This is a genomic window from Pantoea sp. EABMAA-21, assembly GCF_030053335.1.
Lineage (GTDB): Bacteria > Pseudomonadota > Gammaproteobacteria > Enterobacterales > Enterobacteriaceae > Pantoea > Pantoea communis.
On sequence record NZ_JASGBX010000021.1, the window covers coordinates 19,486 to 43,533 of the forward strand.

Consider the following 24,048-nt stretch of genomic DNA (forward strand, 5'->3'; position numbering starts at 1 on the left):
ATTGATTGTAAATGTTTTGTAAGTTTGTTTGCGCAGAATATCACCTAAACAATCAGAAAGTTCCTGATGGCTTTATAAAACGAGAATGGAGCTATTATTTAACTTAGCGCAGGGTCATTTCCTAGACTAAGTCAAATATAAAGTTGGTAGTTTTAGGTTGCAGACAACAGCAAATATTTCTCTGTATTATTTGCTTTGCTCCTATTAGCGCCAGCACTGAAATTAAGCGCGCATCGCCTCGGATTGATTAGTAAAAGCGTAGCGTAAGCATCTCCTGACACAGCAAGTAGCATTCCTCTTGTGCCAGTCAGACGATATCCGTTCTTCAGGCCGGCCAGGCTTTGGCTGAAGTGTGATTCTGGCGGTCATGACTGATGTCGGAGATCTCGAGTGCCGGGGTATGCATCAGCATGCTCCCCCTTGCTCGAAACGCCATCATTATCTTATTAAAATGCGTGTGGCGTTTACTGATGAGTTACGGCCGGAAGGCATCCAAAATGGCGGGCTGAGCGCTTCGATGAAGCACGAAGTTCACAACATCATAATTATGTTAAATAAACCTTGGTGTGTTTATAATCTTCGTTCAATAAGATAAAATACTTACCTATTCTATTCGTAATATTAACTAAGCAAGGGAATTGTCATGCGCAACAGTTTCTCAGGATTTTATGGAGTTAGCGAAGAAATATTAGGTACCGTGTTTACCGCAGATAATACTATATTTATTTTCGATGCAAACATACTCTTAACTCTTTATCGCTGTGAAGAAGAGACGCGAAATCAGTTCTTATCAATTTGGAGAAATATTAGGGAACAATGCTGGTTCCCACACCAAGTATGTCTAGAATACCAGCGCAATCGCTTGAAGGTTATAAAAGGAAGTCGAGATTCATTAGAAGCAATTTCAAAAAAATTAACTCAACTCTTAATGAATTACGAAAGGAAATTACTGGTGATAATCATAATCAAACAATCTCACGTTATACAAATCTTGGCGGTGAATTAGAACAGCTATTCCACCACTTTGATGGTATTTCATCTTCTTTCTTTGAAAAATCAATTGCTATTAGAACTAAAAATATTGACTTCTTTTCTAAGCATGATGTCATGCGTGATGTTATCGACGAACTAACAGACAACCGCATTGGTCCTGCCCCCTCTCAACAAAATGAAATTGATGATATTAATAAAGAAGGAAAAGTTAGATACAAGTATAAAACTGGTCCAGGATATGAAGATGTTTCTGATAAAAAGAATGACTTCTATTCTTTTGGTGAAATTAACTATGATGCTGAATTTGGAAGATTTATATGTTTGGAAGCAGATATTAAGCTTTATTAAAACTGCTCCAGGTAAAAACATTGTCTATGTGACAAATGATGCAAAGTCTGACTTTTTTTATAAAATAGATGGGAAAGTTCGTGGTCCAAATGAGTCTTTAGTTTCTGAAGCTAAGGATAATGGGGCAAGTGAATTTATTTTGCAAAATCTAAACACTTTCCTTCATCATGCAAATAATCATTTGCATGCTGATGTTAATGAAGACGCAATATCCGAATTGACTAATGCTAGTCCAATTTTAAAGAAAAAGAAAAAGATACCATCGGTTCGTTTCTTAAATTCTCGCGAAGATATTGCCAAAAAATTACAACTTGCTTTTATGACTAATGATGATTTAACTAAAAGGCGTCAAGAGGTATCTAACCGCATTGCAGAACTTACTCAAGAACTAAGTTATTATCATTCTGCACCTGTAGATGAGTTTAATGGTGCTCAGACTGCTGTTTTTGAAAATGATTATAAAGAAGCAATGTCTAAGCTTACTAGACTTGAGCGAGAGTTAGCCATGATAAACTCAATTTTCCATAATGCATCGTTAGGCTCAGGAGATCCAAGTTCAACGGTTAAAAATGATGATGTATAATGGGATGGTTATCTCTGCCTTCTCTAAATTAATGAATTAATAAGTCAATTTTATGGCGGTATATTTTACCGCCAATATTAATGATCGCCTAGGAAATAGGTTAATTGTAATAGTTCTTAACTTCTAATCATTGTGCTTTTATGAACTGGTAGGGGATAGCACTCACCTACTGATCTGGTGCTTAATCTTAATCATAACTTCATATAATAGGAGTTTTGTGAGCTTCGCAGAGCCGGCCCTCACCTACTGACCACATGATCACTTCGTATTTTAATCTTATATAATTATACTTATATAAGGCCAGACAAATGCCAGAAACCCCTGTATCATGCGGATCCGGGCCGGATACTGAGCTACACGGCTATTTATACGAGCCGGCGAAAGCTGAATGCTGCCCAGCTTATAAGCAGCAGGCGAAAGCGGTTAAAACTCCGGCAGCGCTACGTGAAATCTGGCGGGCATGTGCCCTGCTATTTCTGCAGAATTCACGTAGCGATGCTGTCATCAAAACGGGCAAATACTGAGCAATCATGAATGATTTATCCGGTTTTACCGGTGTGGCCCTCAGCGGCAGCGCCGATGACGATCTCACCGCGAAGCTGGCCGCCTTTGTCCGGCACCGCGAGGCCTTCTCGCCAAATACCTGGCGCCAGCTGCTGAGCGTGATGCGGATTAGCTGGCGCTGGTCCCAGGATAACCGCCGTTCATTTCTGCCGATGTCGCCGGAGGATATGCAAGACTACCTTTTCCACCTGCAGGCCATTGGTCGTTCAACTTCTACCATTTCGGTGCACGCCGCGCTCATGTCAATGTTACACCGTAATGCCGGGTTGGTGCCTCCGACGGTATCGCCTGACGTAGTGCGTGCTAAAAAGAAAATTAATCGTACGGCTATCGTCTCCGGCGAGCGCACCGGGCAGGCGGTCCCCTTCTGCCGGCCGGACCTGAATCGCCTCGATGCGGCCTGGAAGCATTCACCCCGGCTTCAGCATCTGCGGGATCTTGCCTTCATGCACGTGGCATACGGTACGTTGCTGCGAATGAGTGAGTTATCTCGTCTGCGGGTGCGGGACATTTCACGGGCAGCCGATGGCCGTATTATCCTCGACGTGGGCTGGACAAAAACCATCCTGCAGTCTGGTGGGATCGTCAAGGCGCTTAGCACCCGCTCTTCTGAACGACTGATGGAATGGATTAACGCGGCTGGCCTGGTGGGCGAACCCGATGCGGTACTGTTCTGCCCTGTACACCGGTCAAACAAAATCACGTCAGTCACTGAAGTGCCTATGAGTGCCCCGTGCCTGGAAGACATCTGGCGTCGTGCAAGACATCAGGCGGGTGCGAAAACTCCCCTTAAAACTAACAAGGGACGCTATTCCAGCTGGAGTGGTCACAGCGCGCGCGTCGGGGCCGCACAGGATATGGCCAGAGAAGGAATCTCAATCGCTCAAATTATGCAGGAGGGCACCTGGACTCAGACCCAGACTGTCATGCGGTACATACGTATGGTTGAAGCACATAAAGGTGCTATGGTCGGACTGATGGAGGCGGACGACTGGCCTGATTAAAGGTGGCACCTTATAAATCATCTGCCAGGCCCGCTCCGAATGTCATTAACGTGTGTTTATTCAGATCAATGCTGCCAGAGGCCTTAACCGGGAGACGGTTTCCGGAAGCTGCTGCCGCAGCAGGCAGTCAAGATACTCATCGGGCGTGAAAGGCGGAGACAAAAGACTGGCGCGCTGGCGCCGGGCCGCGTCGATCACCACGGTGATGTCCAGGTCGGTAAGATCAGTGATAAAGCTGTCAGGATGAATAGCACGCAGGTTCCATACCGACAGCACCTCATCAGGAAAATCCCTGAGATTAAACGTCACTATACCTTCTGCCTGGGCCACAATCGCAGCGGCAACGACATGACGGTCGTCTTCGTCAGGCAATCCCCTGATGGATTCAATCAGAGACTGATATCCGGTTACCAGGGCATCCGGTACGTGGCGGTCCATTAATGCACGGACACGTTCAAGCTGTGCCCTGTTAAGCTCGGTGCGATTGAGTAACACGTTACGGATCCACTCTTCATGGATGTCTTCACTCCATCGCGCACGAAACTGCCCGCCGGCAGCAAGGTACATCAGGAAGCTGCGCAGAGGTGCAGGGTAGAGAACGCAGGCGTCAAATACTACGGTATAACCAGAACTCATTCGTAACCCAGCCCAAGTTCCTGATCGAGAGCGCCCAGCTCATCAAGCGCATCATGCCTCTGGTTCACCAGTTTGTTGCGGTATGCAAGCGCGTCCACGTAGCGGATTTTACGACGGTTACCCGTACGATGGTAAGGCAGTTCACCATTGTCCAGAAGACGAATCAGCGTTGGACGCGAAATGTTAAGCAGATCGGCCACTTCCTGCGTTGTCATCTCTGCCCCGACTGGAACAAGGCGCACGGCATTTCCTTCACCCAGCTCGGTGAGTACATCAACCAGTATACGCAGCGCGCTGACCGGAATGCTGACATTATGTATCTGGCCACGTTTGTCAGTGAGTGAAACCTGTTGTGACTCTGCGCGTGTTTCGAGCACGGCGGAGAGTTCCCGGCTGCACAGGCGCGCAAGTTCCGCTTCCTGCAGTGAAGGAAGCTTATTCTGAAGCTGTGTCATGAACACCTCCTGTATCTATTATTCGAAATTTTCGCAAATGATGGCGTTTTATGCAACCGCATTATGGTGTGGCGTGTAGCTTAATGTTGCAGGTTGGGTCCTCTGGAAGAATAAGTGCCTGTAGCGCGGGGAAAGTTGTACTTTCAGGCAATCTTCACCTGCAGGGGCTTAACTGATCGGGTGTACTGTTCAGGCCTATCCTTCATAATGTAATCATGTTCCTTGATGAAGCTGAGAAAAATGGCTGTTGATGAAACCGGTTTTATCTCCGTCCCTGACGGAAAAAATTTGCAGCCTCAGTTCAGCAATGTGATTAGCGATGTTGTTAAAGCTTTCGTCATTTCTCAGGCAGACAACATACACAGCATCTATGTCTACGGGAGCGTGGCTATGGGTACCGCCGTAGAGACGGTGTCTAATCTGGATATCACGGTTATTTTCAGTCATGAACGCGTCGGGGCTGAATCGCCTGAACTGACTGAGGTCATTAGTTCGATCGAAGAGGCACATACGGTAATCAGTAAAATAGATTTGGACACCGGCACTCTCTCCACTGTGATGGATCCTCAGCAGCTCAATCGATGGGGATACTGGCTCAAACACCATTGCGTCTGCGTGTACGGCGAGGATTTACGCAAACGTTTTGCACCCTTCAGGCCTTCAAAGGAGATTGCCGTTGCCGTAAATGGTGATTTTTTTAACGTGCTGAATGATTACGCTTCACAGTTGAAACCGTCTTCAGAACCCGCACAACGGCAGAGGCTGCAAAGAGCTGCGGCCCGTAAAGCCATCCGATCAACGGGTATTCTGAGGGCTGAAAAGGACCGGGACTGGCCGGCCACGCTTGAGGAACAATGCGAGTGGTTTAATGAACGGTACCCGGCACTGGCGGAGGAGATGGACTACTGGCTGGCCATGAGTTATCGCCCGCGTGGCGACATAATGGCATTCGCTGGCAGGATAACAACATTCGCCTACTGGCTGAATGCAGAATTTCATACGCGTCAGCGATGATGCAGAGACCGGTCACGGATCAAGGTAGCAAAACTTTGTTCTGAATGACCAGGGCACGAAGGTCACTGCCTGATGAAGTTCTGACTGAAACGTCAAGCTGCTGAGTTTCAGTCAGGCTATATGTGGAGCGTAAAAAGCGGCTTAGCGTAACCGGCGCTTCCCCATTATCCTTCCTGAGGACATGTCATTAAATGATGCAGCAGAGGATCTGGTGTTCTTGCCTGACGTTGCCATCCTGCACGCTTCAGCAGCGCATCCACGGCAGGAAGATCGGCGGTGATACGCACAGCGAGAGGGTTAATCTGACAACCATCGTCACCAAATCCGTTTTCCAGATCGTTTTTTCTCATAAACACCCCCGGCACTTTAGGACTCAGTTTTACAGCGTGGCGCCCTTCCCATTCAGACTCCGTGAGAACGCCGTAATGAATACCCGTCAGCGTAATGGCGTGCATCACGTGCTGGAGGCGGAATAAATCATTCTGCGCCAGCAAATCGCCGCTGCTTGCCCGCCAGAGATATTCCAGCTTGCCCGGAAGATCCGCGCGAAGCCCTTTCTCCCGACCCTCCCTGAGCAGCCAGCGTATGTCATTAGCCAGTTCACGCCGGAACAGACGCTTCTTCTCTGCCGTCGCCAGCCATCTGCATAAAAAGAGGTTTTCCTGCGCAGAGGAACTGACGGCACCGGCCTGACGCGCCATGTTCAGTGCGATAAGTCCGCACCAGGCAAGGTGATCGACGTAGAGGTTTGAGGTATCCATACTTTGATTAATTTTCGTTGATATGCCGATTTAATTGCTGATCCTAACCTGCGCGGGCTTTAATTTCATACCTGTTTGTCAGGGAGCCTTTCGGCCCTTCAGGTGGCGAGAGGCTGATGGCGTAAACGGCAGCGCGGGTTATAGAAAACTCCTATGACCAGTAATAAAAGGTAAATATAAATTCCACCCTGGCCAGAGTAATATCGTGGTGCACACACAGCTACGCTGTTGCAAACGAGAATTTCTGTACTGATTTATTTAACCCGTCTTCAGACGGGTTTTTTTCAGTATACCCGCCGGCATTTTCTGGATATGAGTAACGCAGACCATCACGCCTCAGACGGCAGCTGTGTTCGGGCGCAAAGGCAGCTACCTTCAGCTCAGCGCATAGGGAAATCTGAGCATAAATACAGCGAGAGGTGTCTTGTGTTGCCTGCCGTACAGCTCGTGGACAATCAGCTGCCTGCCACTCTGGATCCTGACTTCCAGGACCGTCGTGACGCTGGCTGCGGCATTGTTTTCAGCTGATGCGAAACGACTGCCTACCAGTGTGGCCATTTCCGCTTCTGTTAACCTCATGATCATGCCGTTCTTTTCCAAAAGACCTTCAACATAAACAAGGTAGCTGAAATGCGGGCACCTGATGACGATTGCGTGCCTTTCCTGAAAATGTCCGACCGGACATGCATACCGGAAAATACGGGCACACAGATATCTGTGTGCCCGTTTACGTCAGTGACTTACTGATAGGTTACCGGCGTGATGGAAGCGGAGTCCAGATTCCGGCCAAGCGCTTTCAGTGCCGTTTTCATCGGACACAACGTGCCCGCTTCAGTGATACGGCAGTCGGACTGGCGCCACTCTTCCCGCAGCAGCGGATGGTGCTCATCAACCGTCTGCAGGCGTCGCAGGTCATCCAGGCTCTGTCCCTGGAAATAGATGTGCAGGAACCGTTCGCCGCTTTTCGTATCGCGCCAGCGTTCAAACACCAGGCTGCTGCCCGGCGGAATGCTGCCACGCGTGTAGCCTGGCAGTGTCCACGTGAAGTTCATCAGGGTGCGCACCATGGCGATATTGGTATCGTGCGCGACCAGCAGCAGCCAGCGGGTATCCGGCAGCCTGTCAGTCGTCCCGGAAACACCCTGTTCGACGCCCTGCAGCAGGGTGTTGAGCAGGATCGATCCTCGTTTCTGCGCGGTGTACATCACATCGTTACCCAGATCGTAATTCGCCGTGAGCAGCGGCAGCACCGCCGTGATCTGCGCGGATGAGGTGATGTTACCCCACGCCAGCTGGCTCAGCGGCAGGTTTTCATTCCATCCAAGACGCAGAGTTTCAACCATGTTTGCCAGTACGCTCAGGCCATCGATGGAGGCTTTACCGCTCTTACTCTGTTTAATCTGCCAGGGCTTGTCGAAGTACGAGCAGTCAGCATCCGGGCTGCACACCGCATGTTTAAGCGCCTGCACCGCCGGCTGCAACGCCTGCTGACGTGCGGCTAAATCCCCTGCCTTCGCTCTGACTGCCGCCAGCTGTTTTACCGGGTCAGTATTGGTGGCAGGAAACGCTTCCGTCTGAAACAGCGGATCGTCCTCTCCCTCAACCCGATGGACCTCGACGCCGCAGCCGGGAAAGGCCCCGTCAACCAGCGCCTGTGCCGTGGCGCGGGTGCGCTGCAGCGGGCTGGCCCGCACGTATACATCCTGCGGTTGCGGGCAGCCCGCGGTCAGCAGGCTCAGCTCGCGGTAATGCTCGCCTTCCCAGCGGCCCTTGTTAGCCACGGCGGCATAGCCGTGACCGGTGAGTTCACCGTCATGCGTGGTCCAGGTTGTCCAGGCACGATGCGTGGCCGCTTCAATATCCTTACGGTTACCCGGCGTGGGCGGGCGAATGCCGTGACGACTGAGCTCGACGACTTTCTCCAGTTGATACTGTGCTTCCGCCTGCGCCTGAGAGGCGCAAAGCCACAGTGCACCGGCAATGAACAGGCGTGCGGCGGCCTGATGTCTGCGTGGCATCATAATGTCTTCCTTACTGAGCTGATTAAGAGGTAGAAAGGGTGCGGTGTTCGCTGGCGTTGCGTTTTGCCACCATCACGGCGGTGACAAAGCACAACAGCGCGGAAACGAGACCGGCTGCCACCCAGAACAGGGACAACGTGTGAAAATCGTAGATTTTTTTGCCGTTCTCAATCACCGAGGTTTTGTCGATGATGATGCCGGTGAGAAACTCACCAAACCCGGCGCCGGCGTAGCTGACGATGCCGATGGTACCCAGTGCCGCGCCCGCTGCTTTACGGGATGAAATGTCCACGGCCAGCAGGCCGCCCAGGAAGCAGGTCAGCGCACCGATGGTGGCACCAAAAATGACCATGGAGATGACGTCGGTGTAGTAGCTGTGCGGTGACCACAGCATCAGCGCAAAGCCACCGGTGTTAATCAGGCTGATGAAACCGGCCATGATGCTGCGATTTTTTGCAAAGAAACGATCCGACAGCACCCCCGCGAGGATGGTACCGACAATGCCCGCGATAGCATTGACGCCAATGATCGCCGAGGCCTCTACCGTGGTGTAGCCCTTACCCTGCTGCAGGAAGAAAATGCCCCAGGAGTTCACGCCGTAGCGATCGATGTACATAAAGGCGGAGGCCAGTGCCAGCGTCCACAGTGCCGGGTTGCGCAGCGCGAAAAGCTGGTTTTTCAGGATGGAGCTTTTCGCCTCATGTTCTTCCAGGGGCTCGTTGCTGATTTCATGAATGGACGGGAAGCCGCTGCTCTGCGGCGAGTCACGCATAAACAGCAGCATGATCACCACGCCTGCTGCGCCCAGCGCGGCAGTGGAGAGATAGCCCATGTGCCAGCCGTATCCGGCAATCACCGCGGCGATCACCATATAGGTCATGGCTTCACCGATGTTGTGCGCCGTCGACCAGATCGAATAGAAGGTGCCGCGCTCTTTCGTGCCGTACCAGCGCGCCAGCGACACCGCGCAGGGTCCGACGCCCATCGACTGTGCCCAGCCGTTGATGCCCCAGAAGATGGCCAGCAGCATGGCGTTGGTCGTCATGCCCATCATCAGGTTCATACCCGCGCTGAGCAGCAGGCCAAGGCTCATAAAGCGCACCACGTTAGCGTGGTCGGCGATAAATCCGTTCACCAGCTTGCCTATGGCGTAGCTGAAAAACAGTGCCGAGCCGATCATGCCCAGCTCGGAAGGTGAAATACCCAGGTCCACCAGAGCGCTTTTGGCTACGGTAAACGACAGCCGGCACACGTAAAACGTGACGTACGCCAGCGTCATCGCCAGAAACGTCTGCCACCGTACGAAGCGAAAGCGCTGTTCATTAAAGGCGCCGGCGTGTTTCTCCGGGCTGGCGCGGAAATAGCTGAGTAATCCTGACATCATATTGTCTCCGAAAGGCGGCGGCGTTGCTGATTGCTGTGTATCATCCCTGACGGCCGGTTCCATTATATGTAGAGTACAGAATCAGAAGCCCTGCCCGTGCAGGTTAGCGTAAGGGTTGTTTAACCCATTGTTTTAATTGTGGGTAAAGCGTTTCACTTGCCAGAAGTACCGGGTTGCCGCGCGCGATGCCCTCGTCAGCCAGGTAGTCATTCGTGGAGCCGCCGGCCTCGCGCATCAGCACGATGCCGGGCAGGCCGTCCCACGGATTCATATGCGGTTCGTAATAACCTATCAGTCGCCCGGCGGCGGCCCAGGCGCTCATCAGGGCACCCGAACCGTTGCGGACGAACATGCCGCCGTGCTGCAGCAGCGCATCCAGAAAGGGCAGAAAATCCGCTGAGGACACGCGATGCGAGGTGCCGACACCCATGACGCCGCCTGCCACGCTGGCCGCCGCATGCGGTGCGATCCGCCGGTCATTGAGCCATGCGCCCTGTCCCTGCAAAGCATGAAAGAGTTCGTGGTGATTCGGGTCGTACACCACGCCAATCACCGGTTCACCGTCCACCACGATGGCCAGTGACAGGCACCAGGTGTGCAGCCCGTTAAGGAAACAGCTGGTGCCGTCTATCGGGTCAACGACCCACAGCACGCGCTGCTGCACATCCGCGGTGCCGCTCTCTTCACCGAGAAATCCATCTTCCGGAAAAGCTTCTGCGATGCGTGATTTGACGTAAGACTCCACCTCGCAGTCGGCGCGGCTGACCACGTCCTGCAGGTCATCCCCCTTGTGTTCAGTGAGCAGATTGTCGCGCTGCTGATAAAACTCATAGGCCAGTTTTCCCCCGGACTCCGCAAGACTGCAGGCGAAACGGTAACGCGCCAGAAGCGAATCAACTTCATGGGTAGCCATAACTTCTCCTCGATAATGCACACGTGTGCATTTTGTGGCAAAAAATTAGCCCCGCAGGGCAGAAAGGAGTCTGGCTGGATTGGGAGGATTAATCTGTGAGCAAACCCGCATAAAATTAATTTTCCATTATGCACTTTGGCGAACGATTAATTTCACCGGTACGGCGCGCTGGCGGGACGGGAGGTCAAACTGTTCAATACGGGTGACCAGCAGGTCGACCGCCTGCTGCGCCAGGCCGTCGGTATCCTGCTGCACGGTGGTGAGATGGTACGGATCCCAGCTGGCCTGCGGAATGTCATCAAAACCGATGACCGCAGGAAGAGGTCCGCTGCTGTTCAGCGCACGCAGGCCGTCCATCGCGCCCAGTGCCAGCATGTCCGTGGCGCACAGCAGCACCTGACATTCGCTGAGTGCCTGTGCCGCCGCCCTGCCCGCGGCATAGCCGCCGCCGGCAATGAAACGGGTGTTAACGGTGAGGTCTGGCGCACAGGCCAGCAGCGCCTCGTGGCGTTGTTCCGTGCTGAAATTGGTGCTGTGTTCGCCGATAAAACCGATATTCTGCCAGCCCTGCTGGCGGCAGTAGTCAGCCATCAGCTGCATGCCCTGCGCGTTGTCACTGGTCACGCGATCGCAGCCCGGCAGGTCTGCGTGGCGGTTAATCAGCGTGACCGGTATTTTGCGCGCCAGATACTCTTCGGCCAGCGACAGCGGCGGCGCGCCGGAGGTAATGATGACGCCCGCAACGTGATAGCTGAGCAGCTGCCGCAGTGAAGGCGCCAGCTGTTCGGGATCGTCGGCATTCATCAACAGCGGCATGAAGCCGTGCAGGGCAAGTTGGTGCACCAGAGGAGCGAGTAGTTTGCTGCGGAAAGGGTTATCGAATCCTGCAGTGACGATGCCGATAAAGTTGCTGCTGCCGGTGTTCATGGTGCGGGCAATAATATTGACCTGATAGCCCAGCTGCTCGGCGGCACGCATCACCTTTGCGCGGGTTTTTTCCGCAACGGATGCGCCGGGCGTAAAGGTTCTGGATACCGCAGAACGGGAAACCCCCGCCAGCCGCGCCACGTCCTCTGCCTTTACCCAGCTTTTTCCTTTTTTAGTCATCCGTTGTCCACCCTGCCGATTCGTCTGCACTGATTACACAGGGAAAACTCACCTCAGGGCTACAACTTTTTAAGCATTTCTGACAGGAAGTGGGATCAGGCTGACTGCAGAGCGAGTTTATTTCGTCTCAGTCTGGCATGCTTAGCATGGGCAACGCTGAGTTCATCCTGCAGATGGCTGTACTCACGCCTCGCCTCAATCAGACGCTTTTCGTGAATAAACACCTCCCCTGCTGCCGTTTTCTGTTCTTCCAGGGCGCGCAGTATCACTACTGATTCCCGCAGAAAACTTTCCAGTGTTTGAATATGTAATTTAGAAACGCTCAGCGCGTTCTTAACTTTGCCACGTGCCATAAACTATCCGGAGTTTAAATAGCTAAAGCAGAAAGCGTAATCACAAAAAACAGATCCCGCCATAAATCAACCTGCCATGCAAGGCTATACCTCTTATGGCATGATGAAACGTGACCTCCTGGTACGGTACAGGGTAAAGGCTATTGACAGCAAGGCGATGGATATCAGCACTATCCCGGGGACTGCCAGTGCACTGTATCCCATTGTCCGGTACAGCAGCACGCCTGCCAAACCCCCGCCCAGAAATGAACAAGCGGTGATTAGGTGGGTACTGAGCTGGAGTTTACTGGTGCTGAGGGATCGATGTTGCTCCCGGCGCAACCATCCACTCAGAAGCGAACCCGCTGCTATCCCGGCATCCTTCAGGGTGCCGGTAATGTGCGTGGCACGCACCCGCCCATCTGACAACTGCGTCGAGGTTGAATTATGCATCCCCATCAGAAATGCCAGTAGCAGGATAATTTCGGCGTTGTTTGCAGGCGAGTAGTGATATACCTCAAAGAGAGATGTAAGGACCAGCATGCCTCCTTCAGCCAGCAACAGGCAGCTGAAAATTGTCCGGATACCGTTGCGTATGCCTGCGGCGATACCGATTCGCGCAATTACGGAGCCAGATATAAAGACGGCGATCATGGCAGCAAAAATAAGCAGGTGCCACAGGTCGTGTCCGCTGAGGTCGCCAGGCAGTTGGGAAACATTTCCAGACATATGTGAAGGAAACAGACCAAATGCGCCCAGCGCAACCGCGTTGAGCAGCCCGGCCGAGGTGGCCAGACACAGTGCCAGCTTTCTATCCTCATTGTGACTGCGAATCCGTTTCAGTTTCACTAACATGCCTCGTCCCTCTCACGCCGTTTGAATAAAAGTGCTGTCTTATGCTTGTTTTTGCGAATAAATATCAGCTCTTTCCTGTGCTGGGTTAATCGCAATCCGGAAGCATGTCTGTACCCCAATATCTTTTTGCCCAATGCGATTACGAGTAAAACATGATGTTCTTAACAGAATCTTAAGAATGCGGTAATAATCCATGTTGCTTAAAGAGAGGTATCTCAATCGGCACGCAATGAGCAGCAAGCTGAAGGACTGGTTTATATTCATATTGCTGCCGGTTTGTGCTGAAAGCGTCATCCATACTTTCTCTGATGCAAATTCTCAACAGGCAGAATCTCAACCTGTCCGACCACCGTTTAAGCAGCGGCCTTTCAGGCGCACTGAAGTCAGACGGTCGGAGACGAAAGATAAAACCCGCGGCACCACTCACAGCAACGAAGAACCAAGTAGTTACAGCATTCAACCCAAAGCCTTAAAAGACTTACCGGCCCTTCGGGCCGGGCAGCGGCCGCTATTCAGTGGGGGCAACCCGGGTGCAGGTTCGGCGCGGGTCCGGGTTGAGAGGGGCGTGTGAGCTGAGGTTCAGCTCAGTGCAGTTTTAAAATGTGACTTATTGTTTGTTGTAACTAATGAATTGCGATCCCCTCACCTGCTGGTGGGCGCTACTTCCAGGTGTGTAGGGTTATTAACGCTACAGGATTCGCAAACGGATTGAGCATTTTGATGGCGAATAATCAACATCGTTTCAACAGAAAACAACCTAAACAGAGCCCTCATTAAAGAGGGCCTGAATAAAACCATTAATATCAGGAGCCATCGCGCTTAAATCAAGCCTTACTTTTCCGGGTGCTGACCAGACCTGACTCGCTTTTACGATGCAGTAAAGGATACGCGATACTCGTCACCACGAAACTAATAATCCATGAAATATCGACGCCCGGAATTAAATTCGCATAGGGACCGGAAAAGAATGCATTTTCAACAAAGGGCACTTGCACTAAGATTCCAGCGAAATAGACCAGCAATGCCTGGGTATTGAGCAATCCATAACGTCCGCCGTCTGCACGAAATATCGCTTCAACGTCATACTTCTGCTTATTCACATAATAAAAATCCAGTAGATTAATCACAATCCATGGAATCAATACCGCAATCAACGCCAGAATCAAATTGATAAAGAAGGATACAAAGTTCTGCGATGCCGCCAGCGCGACCAACACGCTTCCCACTAATACCAGTGATGAGACCACTAAACGCACTGCGGCACCCGGCGTCCAGTGTGGACGGAACGTCTGCACAGCGGTGATCAGTGATAATACCGCGCCATACAGATTCATTGAATTGTGGCAGATAATATTGACCAGGAACAGCACCATCAGAATAGGGCCGAGCCAGCCAGTGGCGTGGCGCACTGACATCATCGCATCGCTTGTCGGTGCGATATTGACGGCCATCATACCGAAGATAAAGGCCAGAATGGTACCGCCGCAGGCGCCTAAGTAAGTGGCTATAAACGGGCGTGCAATACCGACATTGGCGGGCAGATAGCGCGAGTAGTCAGAGGTATAGGGAGAGAAACTGATTTGCCATACCGCACCTATGCAGAAAGTGCCAAACCACCCTGCTGCACTCATGCTGCCGCGAGACCAAAAGTCTGCGGGTAAGGGTTGTGACACCATCAGCGCCAGGCCCAAAATCAGCGCCGCACCCATGATCCATGCACCAACTTTATTGATGCGATGGATAAAATGATAACCGACGATACCAATGGCGGTGGCAAGAATAGCGCCAATGACCGTGGCACTGCTTACCGGCATCGACGGAAAGACGTTGTTGATGACTTTACCGGATAGCGAAATATTCGAGATAAAGAACCCGAGATAAATCACCGTCGTAAAGCTAATCACCAGCAGCGAACCGTAGCGACCAAATTGCGCGCGGCTCTGCACCATTTGGGGAATGCCGACTTTGGGCCCTTGCGCAGAAGTTAACGCAAGGAAGATCCCGCCAAACAGATGACCGGCAATAATCGCGGTTAATGCGGAAACAACATTCAGATGAAACGTTTCGGTGGCAATCGCACCGCTGACTACCGCCAACGGTGCAATGTTGGTACAGAACCACAAGGTAAATAAACTGTGCGATTTACCGTGGCGTTCCGATTCCGGGACATAATCCACTGACTTATTTTCTATAATTTGACTCTGACGTGGTTGTGTATTCACCATACCCTCCAATTCTCAAAATGGGATTGTTTTTTAATGTGGGTAAAACCTTCCTCGCGAAAAAAAGCCACAGCCATCCCGACGAATGGTTTTTCGTCTTCTTATTAAAGAATTGGCGGTAAGACTCCCGGTGCTATTTAATGCTTAACAACTGTACCTGTGACGGTCGTCATAAATAACGACGCTGAAAATTCCAACTTTATTTCTGGCAGAGCGCGCATTGATATATGCAAACCAGATTCCCGCAAGGTGCGCATGTCAGCGCACCTTAACCCCTCAGCGCATAATAAAGGGATCGCTAATCGGCTCATCGCTGGTGCGCAGCCAGATTGTTTTCGTGGTGGTGTATTCCAACGCCGCGTCAATGCCGCCTTCTCGACCAAAGCCAGACTTACCGTAGCCGCCAAATGGCGCCAGCGGTGAAACCACGCGATAAGTATTTAGCCAGACCACGCCGCTGCGCAACTTACGCGTGACGCGATGGGCGCGAGTCAGGTTCTGGGTGAATACGCCTGCCGCCAGACCATACTCTGTGCCGTTGGCTAAACGAATCGCGTCGGCTTCATCTTTAAACGTCAGCACCGACAACACCGGACCAAACAACTCCTGCACCACGCTTTCTGCATTCGGTACGGCGCTGCAATCGAGAATGGTGGGCGGATAATAGAAACCAGGGCGATCAACCGGCTGATTGCCGATCACCAGACGCGCGCCCTGCTCGATGCTGCGACTCACTACCTGCTCGTTATTGCTTTTCTGCCGCTCGGTACAAAGTGGACCAAACTGCGTCTCCTGCTGTTGCGGGCAGCCAATCACAATCCCGCGCACTTTGCTGGTGAGCTTTTCAATAAAGGCATCTTTTATCTGCTCATCCAGCAACAGACGCGATCCCGCCACACAGCTCTGTCCTGAGGCAGAGAAGATGGCCGCCACCTGCGCATTGGCTGCACTGTCTAAATCGGCATCGGCAAACACGATAAACGGGGATTTCCCGCCTAATTCCAGGGAGGTACTCGCCAGGTTTTCCGCGCTGTTGCGAATGATGTGACGTGCCGTATCTGCGCCACCAGTAAAGGCAATGTGATCAACCAGCGGATGCTGTGTCAGCACCGTGCCACATCCTTCAGCAAATCCGGTGATCACGTTGATCACGCCAGCCGGAAAACCAGCCTCATGCACCAACTCTGCAAAAGCCAGCAGTGGCGTCGGGGCAACTTCTGCCGCTTTCACCACCACCGTACAGCCGGCCGCGATGGCAGGCCCGATTTTCACCGCGGAGAGAAACAGCTGACTGTTCCAGGGAATAATGGCCGCAACCACCCCCACCGGTTCGCGTTTGATCCAGGTTTCCATATCGGCTTTGTCGATGCTGAGCGTGGCGCCGTCCATCTTGTCGGCCAGTCCGGCATAGAAGCGATAGTATTCCGCCACGTAGGCTATCTGCGCCTGGGTTTCACGGATAATTTTGCCGGTATCGAGCGTTTCCAGACGTGCCAGTTTTGGCGCGTCGCGTTCAATCAAATCCGCCAGCTTCAACAGCAATTTGCCGCGCGCACCGGCGGTTAATCCACGCCACGCGTCAGATTCAAAAGCACGTGCCGCAGCCTGAACTGCGCGATCGGTTTGCTCGCCGCGCGCTTCGGCAATGCTGGCCCACGGCTCTGCGGTGGCCGGGTTCAGCGAGGTGAACGTCGCGGCACCCGCGTCAAATTTGCCATCGATGTAGAGTTTGAAGGATTCCATGACGTCTCCGCTTAGTGAAATGCAGGTGCAACGTTTTGAATAAAGCGTTCCAGCGAAGCTTTTTTGCGCCCGAAGGTCATACCGCTGTCCAGCCACAAGGCGTACTCATCGTAGCCCATCGCCTCATAGTTTTTCAGGCGCGCGATCACCTGGTCAGGATTACCGATCGCCAGGTTTTTCCGCATGCCTTCCACGCTGTAATAGGTGTTCGCCGCGATCTCTTCTTCCGTCAGCGGCTTAATCAGGCCTTGCTCCACCGGGCGCTCGTTCTTAAACCAGGCGCCGAAGTAGTTATAAAAACGATTGAGCTCAACAGCGGCTTGCTGCGCATCTGCCTCATCCTCCGCGATGAATCCATGCTGCAGCAGCATGATTTTCAGCGGCTGATCGGGTGCGTATTCACGGCAGGCATCTTTAAAGGTGGTGATCAGGCGCGTGATCTCCTCTTCCCCCTGATGCAACGGCGTACACTGCACGTTGCAACCGTTCTTCACCGCAAACTCATGACTGTTCGGATCGCGGGCGGCGACCCAGATCGGCGGATGCGGCTGCTGTTTAGGCTGTGGCGATGACGTCGTAGACGGGAAATTCCAGAACTCACCCTTGTGTTCGTAATCCCCTTTCCACAACGCTTTCACTGCCGGAACAAGTTCACGCATGCGCTGGCCCGCTTCCCAGGCATCCATTCCCGGCATCAGACGCTCGTATTCATAGGAGTACGCACCGCGTGCAATCCCGAGGTCCAGACGCCCTTTGGTGATCAAGTCCGTCATTGCCGCTTCGCCCGCCAGGCGGATCGGATGGGTGAATGGCGCAATGATGGTGCCAGTGCCCAGACGCACGTTTTGCGTGCGGCTGGCGATATCCACCAGATTGATAAATGGGTTCGGCGCAATGGTGAAGTTCATACCATGGTGTTCGCCGGTCCAGATAGCGTGCAAACCGCCTTTATCCGCGATTTCACACAGTTCCATCATTTCATCGTACAGCTGGTCCTGCGCGTCATCCGCTGACACGCGCTCCATATGCAGGAACAGGGAAAGTTTCATACCACCTCCTGATGAGACGGAGTAAAGAAGTGGCGCACTGAGCCCTCAACTTCATCGCCGTAATAAAGCCCGTAATTACCGACGGCATTTTCGCGGATAAACCGATCGACCAGCGATTTCAACGCGCTGTCCGGCACCGGCAGTTGTGCCAGCGTGTGGACATCCACCCATTCGCCCTGCTGCACCGCTGGCAAAGTGCTGCCGGTTGGTTGCGCGCAGAGGAACACGATATGCTGCTGTTTCATCTGGCGGTCTTCCCAGATGGAGTAGACAAAACCCGGGCTGGCTTCGATGTTAAGTCCATCGAACACCTGCTTCAGGGTGTCACTGACGCTGCGGTTATTCACCGTTTGCGACGGCAGGCCGTAACCCTTCTCTTTTTTCACCACCAGCGCCTGGCCCGCCGATTCAATCAACGCACTAACCACCACGTTAGGACCGGCAATCAGAGACTCGGCATTCTGATAAGGCGTGAAGTACGCGCCGCGATAGTAGCCCAGCCCCGGGGTGCCACAGGAATCGAACTGCTCAACTTTGCCGATCAGGATCGCGTGGTCACCGGCATCCACCACCTGATGCATCGCGCATTCAAACCAGGCGGAGCTGTCATCCAGCAGCGGTGTGTTGAACTCTCCTTTACGCCACTTCACCAATGAGAAGCGATCGGCAATCTTCTGCGCGAAGATGTTCGACGTCTCTTTCTGCTGCTCCGCCAGGATGTTAATAGCGAAGTGCGGGCACTGAGTGAAGTTGTCGAAATTGGCGGAGCGCTTATCGATGCTCACCAACAGCAGCGCGGGATCGAGCGATACCGAAGAAAACGAATTGGCGGTAAAACCAATCGGCTGTCCCTGCGCATCGTTGGTGGTGACCACAGTGACACCGGTCATGAAGGCGCCAAAGGCGTCGCGTAACTGTCTGCGTTTATCTGCGTCCATAAGTTACTCCTTTACAGGCTCTTTTTGCGTGACGGCGGCAGCAACCGGATTGAGGAACGATAAAATCTCTTCGTTCACGCGGTCGGCATCCGTCAGGTTCAACATGTGTTTAGCGTTAGCGACCACCACCGCCTGCCCCTGGCGCGCGGCCTGGGCCATCTGGCGCGTCATGTCTGGATTCGAATTGGCATCCAGTTCACCGGTCATCACCAACACCGGACATTGCATTTCGTTCCAGCGTTCTGAATAAAAGCGATCTCCGGCCGCAAACGCCTGATAGGCGCGGGCATAGCCGTCGAGATTCACTTGCTGCAACCACGCGCCCACTTTTTTACGCAGGGGCTGTTCGTGGTGATCGTCACTGAACCAGCGATCCAGCGGAGCATCGAGCCGCACATTGCCGCTGGCCAGCTCTTGTGCCCGCTGCAGCACGGCGTTGCGTGCAGTGTCGTTACGTTTGAACACGCCGCTCATCACAATCGCGTGATTCACCAACTGGGGATAATCGATGGCAATCCCTGCAGTAATCAGCGCCCCCATTGAGTGTCCGGCCACGGCAAAGCTGGATTCCGGTTGTGTCTTCAGGAACAGGGCCAGCCACTGCACGTAATCTTTCAGGGTGGCGGGATGGCGAAAACCGCTGCTTTCGCCATGGCCCGGCATATCCACCGCGATCACGCGGAAATAGCGACTCAACACGTCCATTTGCGGGAACCAGGCGTCAGCGTTCATGCCGACGCCGTGGATCAACACCAGCGGCGTGCCTTGTCCAGCCTCCAGATAACTCACCTGGAGACCTAACTCAGATAGCTGCTGGGTTTTTCTGGTCATGGCCTAACTCTTTCAGGTCAAGATAACGGTTGCCGATGCGATGATGCGGACGGCCGCCCAGTGCCGCGCCCAACGCGATCACAATCTCATCGCTGAATGGCGCATCATTGATGTTGAACTGCATGGTGAGGTAGTGCTCGCGAGTCCCTTCATCATCGGTGCCCATCATCGGCACCAGAATGGGCGTATTGGCTGGACCGCGGGTGTTGTTAAAGGCCAGATAGGTTTTACCCTTTACCGCTGAGCGGTAATGGTTGCCGAAATGCAGGGTGTGAATCAGCGCTGAAGCGTGCTCCAGTTCGCCGTTCAGACCGACGACGGCGCTTTTGCCATAAGCCACAACCTTGTCGCCGCCGCCCGCTTCTTTCACGATTAACCCGGTCAATAACTCGCCCAATACGGGTGCCATTTCACGAATCTTAGGGGCGAGATCTTCCACGAAACCCTCACCTGCCCACGGATTTTTCACCACGGCAGCCGCCGCAATCATCACCAGCGGTGTCGTCGCCGCTTTGCCGCCGTCGGAGTAAATGGTCTCGGTGGTAACGAACGTCTTGCGTATATCTGGATGCATGGTCAGAACCTCATTCAAGTTAACGGTTTGTTAATCTGGTGTGTCGGGAAGTGATATAACACTGAGATTTCTGGCATGTCAAAAGTTGGTATACCATCATACGGTATTAAATTTTCCGGCGGTTTTGCTATGCTTAAGCGATGCAAAACCCCGCCATGACTGGGGGGATGAGGATCAAAAAGGCAATGTGTCACCGGCGGTTTGAGCAGCGAGATGAGTGTGATTGAGGTCATAAAAATCACACGAATTATCCGGGCAGTCGTTTCATAACGGCATGAATTCACGAGATTTTGATTATTCCTCAAGGATATTTTTATTTCGTGCTCAGACCGCATGATGAAACTGTGAGCTAACGCTGATTTCAACGGGCGGGCCGGTGAGAAGTCGATAGGCGGTGGTAGCAAAGAGAGTAAAGGCGGCGTTGCTTTCAGAACGGAAACAGTGCTAATAGTTAAAACGCTTGCAGGACAAGACATTGACTTCAGGCTGAATTTTTAAATTTCAACGAAGAGACGATTATGGATGCGAGTCATTCCCTAAAAATTGAAAATACGCCGGTGACGTTACGTGAACTGGCGTTGGCTAAAGTTCGTCAGGCCATTATCTCGGGATACTTTAAAGCTGGCGACCGTTTGGTTGAGCGCTCACTGTGTGATGAATTAGGTGTAAGCCGTACCGTGGTGCGCGAAGTGATTCGCTATCTGGAAGCGGAAGGTTTAATTGAAAACCTGCCGAAAAAAGGCCCGATTGTGGCGATATTAACCTGGGAAGTGGCCGAGCAGATTTACGATATTCGTATCCTGCTGGAATCCGAAGCGGCGAAGGATTGCGCAAAATTAGCCACCAGCAGTGATAAAAAGAATCTGCACAAGAAACTCCTGCGCATTGCTAAAGCCTCGCACGATCATGATGATATTGAACGCGTTGAAGCGTCTCAGGCCTTTTATGAAGCACTCTTTTCCATTGCAAAACATCATATTGCGTGGGAAATCGTCCAGCGTCTTAATAGCCGTATCAGTCGACTGCGCGCACTGACCCTGCGCAGTCCGGAGCGCCAGGTGGCGGGTTTTGAACGTATGTCGCGAATTTATGAAGCGATTGAAGAGAACAATGCCGAACACGCGAAAGAGGCCGTCAAACAGCATCTTTCAGAAGCGGCCACGCTGGCTAAATCTATTCTGACTGCCGAGGAAAAATAATGTCTGCTTATTGGATCGCCCACGTCAATATTGAGGATGCACAGCAGTACCAGAATTATATTGAGCTGGCACCGCTTGCGTTTAAAAAATATCAGGCGAAATTTATCGCTCGCGGTGAAAATGCCACCTCACTTGAGGGCGATGAATTCAAGAAACATGTGATCATTGAATTCCCCGATTATCAAACGGCGCTGGACTGCTATCATTCTGACGAGTATCAGTTAGCCAAAAAGCAGCGTGAGAACGTGGCAACGGCCATGATTACCATTGTGGATGGGCTGGCGTAGGTTTTTGGGTAGCAATATTACTCAAGTAGCAGCAATGATGAGAAGCATAGAGGACGGATATGAGGGTATCTCGACTACTTGCTCACCATCCTTGTGAAAGAATTGGATGGCTGCATTTAGGTGGGTGGCCTGATTCAGGCCATTATCCTTGCGCGCACCCTCACCTTTTACAGCCCAAAATCGCTTTAACTCTCCAGATTGCCAATCACCCCATAATCTGAACACAGATCACAAAATCGGCACGCATAATTTTGTAATCGATTACTTTAAGTTAATTTGTAATCGATTACTTCTGATAAGGAGCTGAATTAAGTTGAAAAAATTGATGGTTTTGGCTGGGATATTATCCATGTTGAGTGCTGTGCCCTCGCAGGCGTCAGCAGCAGGTGTTGAAGATGAAATTGGACTGCAGATGTACACCTTACGTAATGTCGGCACCCCGGCAGAACAGTTCGCCATGGCCCATAAAGCGGGCTTCGAGCACGTTGAGCTGGTAGGCACGCAGGGTCTGGCAGCCAAAGAGCTGAAATCCTTGCTGGATAAAAATCACCTGACCGTAACCTCATCCCACGTGCAATTAACGGCACTGGAGAGCGACTACACGCAGACCGTGGCGTTCAATAAAGCGGTGGGTAATCACACCATCGTGGTTCCGTGGATCAAACCGGAAGATCGCCCGGACAGCACCAAAGCATGGATAGACTATGCACAACGCCTGGATAAACTCGGCGCGAAACTGCGTAAAGACGGCATGCAGCTCGCTTACCACAATCATAATTTCGAGATGAAAAAGTACGATGGCGTGACCGCGCTTGAGATCATCTTCAATCACTCACGGGCAGAAAATCTGAAACTGGAGATGGACGCGGCGTGGGTTTCACGCGGCGGTCAGGATCCGGCGCGCCTTTTGAAAGAGTATCCGGGACGGATCTATGCGATCCACGCCAAGGATAATGCGTCGATTGGTATCCGCGACGATGAGATGAATTTTGCGCCGCTGGGCGAAGGCTTGCTGGACTGGAAAACCATTCTGCCTGCCGCCAAAGCCAGCGGCGTGAAGTGGTTTATCATTGAGCACGACAAGCCGAAGGATGCCTGGAGCATCATCACCACTTCACATCAGAATCTGCGTGCGGCGCTGGAAAAACTGCCGCATTAAGCGATCAAGCACTGGCGCGCACGATCAGGCGCCAGTCCATCATGACGCGCTCAGTTGGCGATTGCGGGTCGTCAATCTTCTGCAGCAGTAGGCTGAACGCGGTCCGCCCGATATCGCGTGATGGCTGCGCGATGGTGGTCAGAGGCGGAGAGATCATTTCAGCCAGTTCCGACCCGTCAAAGCCTGCAACGGCGATATCTTGTGGCACCTGATGTCCCGCGGCCTGGATAGCGGCCATCGCCCCGGCCGCCAGCGTGTCGGAGACGGCAAATACCGCATCAGGCTGCGTATCCGCGTTGAGTAACGCTTCCATCGCGCGCTTGCCAGCGTTGTAGCTTAGATCACTGGCGTAACTCACCGCCTGCCAGGACAGACCGCGCTGTTCCAGCTCCTGCTGATAGCCCTGCTGACGCAGTTGGGCGTACTTATAGCTCAAATCATGATTGATCAGGGCAATGCGTTTGCGTCCGCTGGCCACCAGATGCGCCACCAGCTGGCGCGAAGCATGAACATCATCAATACCCACACAGGAGATATCGCCGGCATCGGCGTATTCGGCACACTGCACCCAGGGCATGTTGCCGATCAGCTGTGTTAGTTCAGTCAGGGTGGTGAAAGCATCCATGGTGATCACCCCATCGACCATTTTGCCTGCCAGCAGTTGCAGGCTTGAGCGGGAGCGATTGATGTCCGATCCGGAGTTACACAACAGAATGCGGTAGCCATTCTGCTCGGCCTGCTCTTCGATACCTTTCACAATTTCAGCGCAAAACGGGTTGGAGATATCAGAAACCAGCACCAGCACCATGGAGCTCCGCGCCGTGCGCAGCTGACGGGCTAACAGATTTGGCTGGTAGTTGCTGGCTTTAATGGCTTCCAGCACCTTATCCCGGTTCTTATCCTTTACGGTGTCACTGTTATTAAGCACGCGTGACACCGTGGCCACGGAAACACCGGCCAGCTTCGCGATTTTCTGAATGGACATGATGACTCAACTTCCTGCGTCAGTTTCTGAATTGCAGGCTACCATAAATCGACGCGTGACAATAAGTTAGGCGGGGTGGCTTATGCGGAAG

24 protein-coding genes and 1 pseudogene are annotated in these 24,048 nt (G+C 52.5%); 8 read left to right on the plus strand and 17 right to left on the minus strand.

Going from position 1 to position 24,048, the window contains the following annotated elements:
- Nucleotides 1–643: 643 nt before the first annotated feature.
- The 4 genes and pseudogenes from QMZ65_RS25400 to QMZ65_RS22525 form a co-directional block, all read left to right on the plus strand.
- Nucleotides 644–775, plus strand: a pseudogene (locus QMZ65_RS25400) (hypothetical protein); the annotation flags it as partial.
- Nucleotides 776–816: 41 nt separating this feature from the next.
- Nucleotides 817–1,341, plus strand: a complete 525-nt coding sequence (locus QMZ65_RS22515; RefSeq protein ID WP_283216720.1) for a PIN-like domain-containing protein — start codon at nucleotides 817–819, stop codon at nucleotides 1,339–1,341.
- Nucleotides 1,286–1,924, plus strand: coding sequence for a PIN-like domain-containing protein (locus QMZ65_RS22520; RefSeq protein WP_283216721.1), 639 nt, complete (start codon nucleotides 1,286–1,288; stop codon nucleotides 1,922–1,924). Before QMZ65_RS22515 ends, QMZ65_RS22520 begins: the two co-directional genes overlap by 56 nt.
- Nucleotides 1,925–2,454: 530 nt before the next feature.
- The gene (locus tag QMZ65_RS22525) at nucleotides 2,455–3,492 is read left to right on the plus strand and encodes a tyrosine-type recombinase/integrase (protein WP_283216722.1); all 1,038 of its coding nucleotides are present in this window, start codon (nucleotides 2,455–2,457) and stop codon (nucleotides 3,490–3,492) included.
- Nucleotides 3,493–3,552: 60 nt separating this feature from the next.
- On the opposite strand, the gene QMZ65_RS22530 is transcribed toward QMZ65_RS22525, so the two are convergent.
- The gene (locus QMZ65_RS22530) at nucleotides 3,553–4,128 is read right to left on the minus strand and encodes a PIN domain-containing protein (RefSeq protein WP_283216723.1); all 576 of its coding nucleotides are present in this window, start codon (nucleotides 4,126–4,128) and stop codon (nucleotides 3,553–3,555) included.
- The gene (locus QMZ65_RS22535; protein WP_283216724.1) at nucleotides 4,125–4,583 is read right to left on the minus strand and encodes a helix-turn-helix domain-containing protein; all 459 of its coding nucleotides are present in this window, start codon (nucleotides 4,581–4,583) and stop codon (nucleotides 4,125–4,127) included. Before QMZ65_RS22535 ends, QMZ65_RS22530 begins: the two co-directional genes overlap by 4 nt.
- 225 nt (nucleotides 4,584–4,808) lie before the next feature.
- Between QMZ65_RS22535 and QMZ65_RS22540 the strand changes: the two genes are divergently transcribed.
- On the plus strand, nucleotides 4,809–5,597 hold the full coding sequence (locus QMZ65_RS22540) for a nucleotidyltransferase domain-containing protein (RefSeq protein WP_283216725.1): 789 nt from the start codon (nucleotides 4,809–4,811) through the stop codon (nucleotides 5,595–5,597).
- A gap of 164 nt (nucleotides 5,598–5,761) precedes the next feature.
- Here QMZ65_RS22540 and QMZ65_RS22545 read toward each other — a convergent pair whose 3' ends face one another.
- The 14 genes from QMZ65_RS22545 to QMZ65_RS22610 all read right to left on the minus strand — a co-directional run bounded on the left by QMZ65_RS22545 (nucleotide 5,762) and on the right by QMZ65_RS22610 (nucleotide 20,327).
- Nucleotides 5,762–6,358: a DUF2913 family protein gene (locus QMZ65_RS22545; RefSeq protein ID WP_283216726.1), complete on the minus strand. Its 597-nt coding sequence runs from the start codon at nucleotides 6,356–6,358 to the stop codon at nucleotides 5,762–5,764.
- 375 nt (nucleotides 6,359–6,733) lie between these two features.
- Entirely contained in the window at nucleotides 6,734–6,916 is a 183-nt protein-coding gene (locus QMZ65_RS22550; protein WP_283216727.1) for a hypothetical protein, read from the minus strand.
- Between the two features lie 182 nt (nucleotides 6,917–7,098).
- Nucleotides 7,099–8,379: a histidine-type phosphatase gene (locus QMZ65_RS22555; RefSeq protein WP_283216728.1), complete on the minus strand. Its 1,281-nt coding sequence runs from the start codon at nucleotides 8,377–8,379 to the stop codon at nucleotides 7,099–7,101.
- Between the two features lie 22 nt (nucleotides 8,380–8,401).
- Nucleotides 8,402–9,760, minus strand: a complete 1,359-nt coding sequence (locus QMZ65_RS22560; protein WP_283216767.1) for an MFS transporter — start codon at nucleotides 9,758–9,760, stop codon at nucleotides 8,402–8,404.
- 106 nt (nucleotides 9,761–9,866) lie between these two features.
- The gene (locus tag QMZ65_RS22565) at nucleotides 9,867–10,676 is read right to left on the minus strand and encodes an inositol monophosphatase family protein (RefSeq protein WP_211729753.1); all 810 of its coding nucleotides are present in this window, start codon (nucleotides 10,674–10,676) and stop codon (nucleotides 9,867–9,869) included.
- 126 nt (nucleotides 10,677–10,802) lie between these two features.
- Entirely contained in the window at nucleotides 10,803–11,783 is a 981-nt protein-coding gene (locus QMZ65_RS22570; RefSeq protein WP_283216729.1) for a LacI family DNA-binding transcriptional regulator, read from the minus strand.
- 95 nt (nucleotides 11,784–11,878) lie between these two features.
- Entirely contained in the window at nucleotides 11,879–12,136 is a 258-nt protein-coding gene (locus QMZ65_RS22575; RefSeq protein WP_283216730.1) for a hypothetical protein, read from the minus strand.
- A gap of 93 nt (nucleotides 12,137–12,229) precedes the next feature.
- Entirely contained in the window at nucleotides 12,230–12,970 is a 741-nt protein-coding gene (locus tag QMZ65_RS22580; RefSeq protein WP_283216731.1) for a YoaK family protein, read from the minus strand.
- Between the two features lie 824 nt (nucleotides 12,971–13,794).
- Nucleotides 13,795–15,195, minus strand: a complete 1,401-nt coding sequence (locus QMZ65_RS22585) for a purine-cytosine permease family protein (protein WP_283216732.1) — start codon at nucleotides 15,193–15,195, stop codon at nucleotides 13,795–13,797.
- A 273-nt stretch (nucleotides 15,196–15,468) separates the two neighbouring features.
- Nucleotides 15,469–16,935, minus strand: a complete 1,467-nt coding sequence (locus tag QMZ65_RS22590; protein WP_283216733.1) for an aldehyde dehydrogenase — start codon at nucleotides 16,933–16,935, stop codon at nucleotides 15,469–15,471.
- 11 nt (nucleotides 16,936–16,946) lie between these two features.
- A complete protein-coding gene (locus QMZ65_RS22595) occupies nucleotides 16,947–17,984 on the minus strand; it encodes an LLM class flavin-dependent oxidoreductase (protein WP_097119756.1) in 1,038 nt (345 codons plus the stop codon).
- Nucleotides 17,981–18,922 (minus strand): flavin reductase family protein, encoded by a 942-nt coding sequence (locus tag QMZ65_RS22600; protein WP_283216734.1) that lies wholly within the window; start codon nucleotides 18,920–18,922, stop codon nucleotides 17,981–17,983. The genes QMZ65_RS22595 and QMZ65_RS22600 overlap by 4 nt, the downstream gene beginning before the upstream one ends.
- Before the next feature lie 3 nt (nucleotides 18,923–18,925).
- Entirely contained in the window at nucleotides 18,926–19,753 is an 828-nt protein-coding gene (locus tag QMZ65_RS22605) for an alpha/beta fold hydrolase (RefSeq protein WP_211729747.1), read from the minus strand.
- Nucleotides 19,725–20,327 (minus strand): amino acid synthesis family protein, encoded by a 603-nt coding sequence (locus QMZ65_RS22610; RefSeq protein WP_034827626.1) that lies wholly within the window; start codon nucleotides 20,325–20,327, stop codon nucleotides 19,725–19,727. The genes QMZ65_RS22605 and QMZ65_RS22610 overlap by 29 nt, the downstream gene beginning before the upstream one ends.
- 518 nt (nucleotides 20,328–20,845) lie before the next feature.
- Between QMZ65_RS22610 and QMZ65_RS22615 the strand changes: the two genes are divergently transcribed.
- The 3 genes from QMZ65_RS22615 (at nucleotide 20,846) to QMZ65_RS22625 (ending at nucleotide 22,972) form a co-directional block, all read left to right on the plus strand.
- Nucleotides 20,846–21,526 carry a GntR family transcriptional regulator gene (locus QMZ65_RS22615; RefSeq protein WP_097119759.1) on the plus strand — a complete coding sequence of 227 codons (681 nt, stop codon included), beginning with the start codon at nucleotides 20,846–20,848 and terminating at the stop codon, nucleotides 21,524–21,526.
- Nucleotides 21,526–21,813 carry a DUF1330 domain-containing protein gene (locus QMZ65_RS22620; protein ID WP_034827637.1) on the plus strand — a complete coding sequence of 96 codons (288 nt, stop codon included), beginning with the start codon at nucleotides 21,526–21,528 and terminating at the stop codon, nucleotides 21,811–21,813. Before QMZ65_RS22615 ends, QMZ65_RS22620 begins: the two co-directional genes overlap by 1 nt.
- Before the next feature lie 349 nt (nucleotides 21,814–22,162).
- Nucleotides 22,163–22,972, plus strand: coding sequence for a sugar phosphate isomerase/epimerase family protein (locus QMZ65_RS22625; protein ID WP_283216735.1), 810 nt, complete (start codon nucleotides 22,163–22,165; stop codon nucleotides 22,970–22,972).
- Nucleotides 22,973–22,976: 4 nt separating this feature from the next.
- Here QMZ65_RS22625 and QMZ65_RS22630 read toward each other — a convergent pair whose 3' ends face one another.
- Nucleotides 22,977–23,957, minus strand: a complete 981-nt coding sequence (locus QMZ65_RS22630; RefSeq protein WP_200575227.1) for a LacI family DNA-binding transcriptional regulator — start codon at nucleotides 23,955–23,957, stop codon at nucleotides 22,977–22,979.
- Between the last annotated feature and the right edge of the window lie 91 nt (nucleotides 23,958–24,048).

Excerpts from the sequence above, each read along its gene's own strand:
- QMZ65_RS22565 (WP_211729753.1), bottom strand. The coding sequence starts at position 10,676 with ATGGCTACCCATGAAGTTGATTCGCTTCTGGCGCGTTACCGTTTCGCC.
- QMZ65_RS22570 (WP_283216729.1), bottom strand. The coding sequence starts at position 11,783 with ATGACTAAAAAAGGAAAAAGCTGGGTAAAGGCAGAGGACGTGGCGCGG.
- QMZ65_RS22545 (WP_283216726.1), bottom strand. The coding sequence starts at position 6,358 with ATGGATACCTCAAACCTCTACGTCGATCACCTTGCCTGGTGCGGACTT.
- QMZ65_RS22540 (WP_283216725.1), top strand. The coding sequence starts at position 4,809 with ATGAAGCTGAGAAAAATGGCTGTTGATGAAACCGGTTTTATCTCCGTC.
- QMZ65_RS22600 (WP_283216734.1), bottom strand. The coding sequence starts at position 18,922 with ATGGACGCAGATAAACGCAGACAGTTACGCGACGCCTTTGGCGCCTTC.
- QMZ65_RS22535 (WP_283216724.1), bottom strand. The coding sequence starts at position 4,583 with ATGACACAGCTTCAGAATAAGCTTCCTTCACTGCAGGAAGCGGAACTT.
- QMZ65_RS22550 (WP_283216727.1), bottom strand. The coding sequence starts at position 6,916 with ATGGCCACACTGGTAGGCAGTCGTTTCGCATCAGCTGAAAACAATGCC.
- QMZ65_RS22610 (WP_034827626.1), bottom strand. The coding sequence starts at position 20,327 with ATGCATCCAGATATACGCAAGACGTTCGTTACCACCGAGACCATTTAC.
- QMZ65_RS22615 (WP_097119759.1), top strand. The coding sequence starts at position 20,846 with ATGGATGCGAGTCATTCCCTAAAAATTGAAAATACGCCGGTGACGTTA.
- QMZ65_RS22515 (WP_283216720.1), top strand. The coding sequence starts at position 817 with ATGCTGGTTCCCACACCAAGTATGTCTAGAATACCAGCGCAATCGCTT.
- QMZ65_RS22590 (WP_283216733.1), bottom strand. The coding sequence starts at position 16,935 with ATGGAATCCTTCAAACTCTACATCGATGGCAAATTTGACGCGGGTGCC.
- QMZ65_RS22530 (WP_283216723.1), bottom strand. The coding sequence starts at position 4,128 with ATGAGTTCTGGTTATACCGTAGTATTTGACGCCTGCGTTCTCTACCCT.
- QMZ65_RS22605 (WP_211729747.1), bottom strand. The coding sequence starts at position 19,753 with ATGACCAGAAAAACCCAGCAGCTATCTGAGTTAGGTCTCCAGGTGAGT.
- QMZ65_RS22595 (WP_097119756.1), bottom strand. The coding sequence starts at position 17,984 with ATGAAACTTTCCCTGTTCCTGCATATGGAGCGCGTGTCAGCGGATGAC.
- QMZ65_RS22575 (WP_283216730.1), bottom strand. The coding sequence starts at position 12,136 with ATGGCACGTGGCAAAGTTAAGAACGCGCTGAGCGTTTCTAAATTACAT.
- QMZ65_RS22620 (WP_034827637.1), top strand. The coding sequence starts at position 21,526 with ATGTCTGCTTATTGGATCGCCCACGTCAATATTGAGGATGCACAGCAG.
- QMZ65_RS22630 (WP_200575227.1), bottom strand. The coding sequence starts at position 23,957 with ATGTCCATTCAGAAAATCGCGAAGCTGGCCGGTGTTTCCGTGGCCACG.
- QMZ65_RS22625 (WP_283216735.1), top strand. The coding sequence starts at position 22,163 with ATGTTGAGTGCTGTGCCCTCGCAGGCGTCAGCAGCAGGTGTTGAAGAT.
- QMZ65_RS22520 (WP_283216721.1), top strand. The coding sequence starts at position 1,286 with ATGATGCTGAATTTGGAAGATTTATATGTTTGGAAGCAGATATTAAGC.
- QMZ65_RS22580 (WP_283216731.1), bottom strand. The coding sequence starts at position 12,970 with ATGTTAGTGAAACTGAAACGGATTCGCAGTCACAATGAGGATAGAAAG.
- QMZ65_RS22585 (WP_283216732.1), bottom strand. The coding sequence starts at position 15,195 with ATGGTGAATACACAACCACGTCAGAGTCAAATTATAGAAAATAAGTCA.
- QMZ65_RS22555 (WP_283216728.1), bottom strand. The coding sequence starts at position 8,379 with ATGATGCCACGCAGACATCAGGCCGCCGCACGCCTGTTCATTGCCGGT.
- QMZ65_RS22560 (WP_283216767.1), bottom strand. The coding sequence starts at position 9,760 with ATGTCAGGATTACTCAGCTATTTCCGCGCCAGCCCGGAGAAACACGCC.
- QMZ65_RS22525 (WP_283216722.1), top strand. The coding sequence starts at position 2,455 with ATGAATGATTTATCCGGTTTTACCGGTGTGGCCCTCAGCGGCAGCGCC.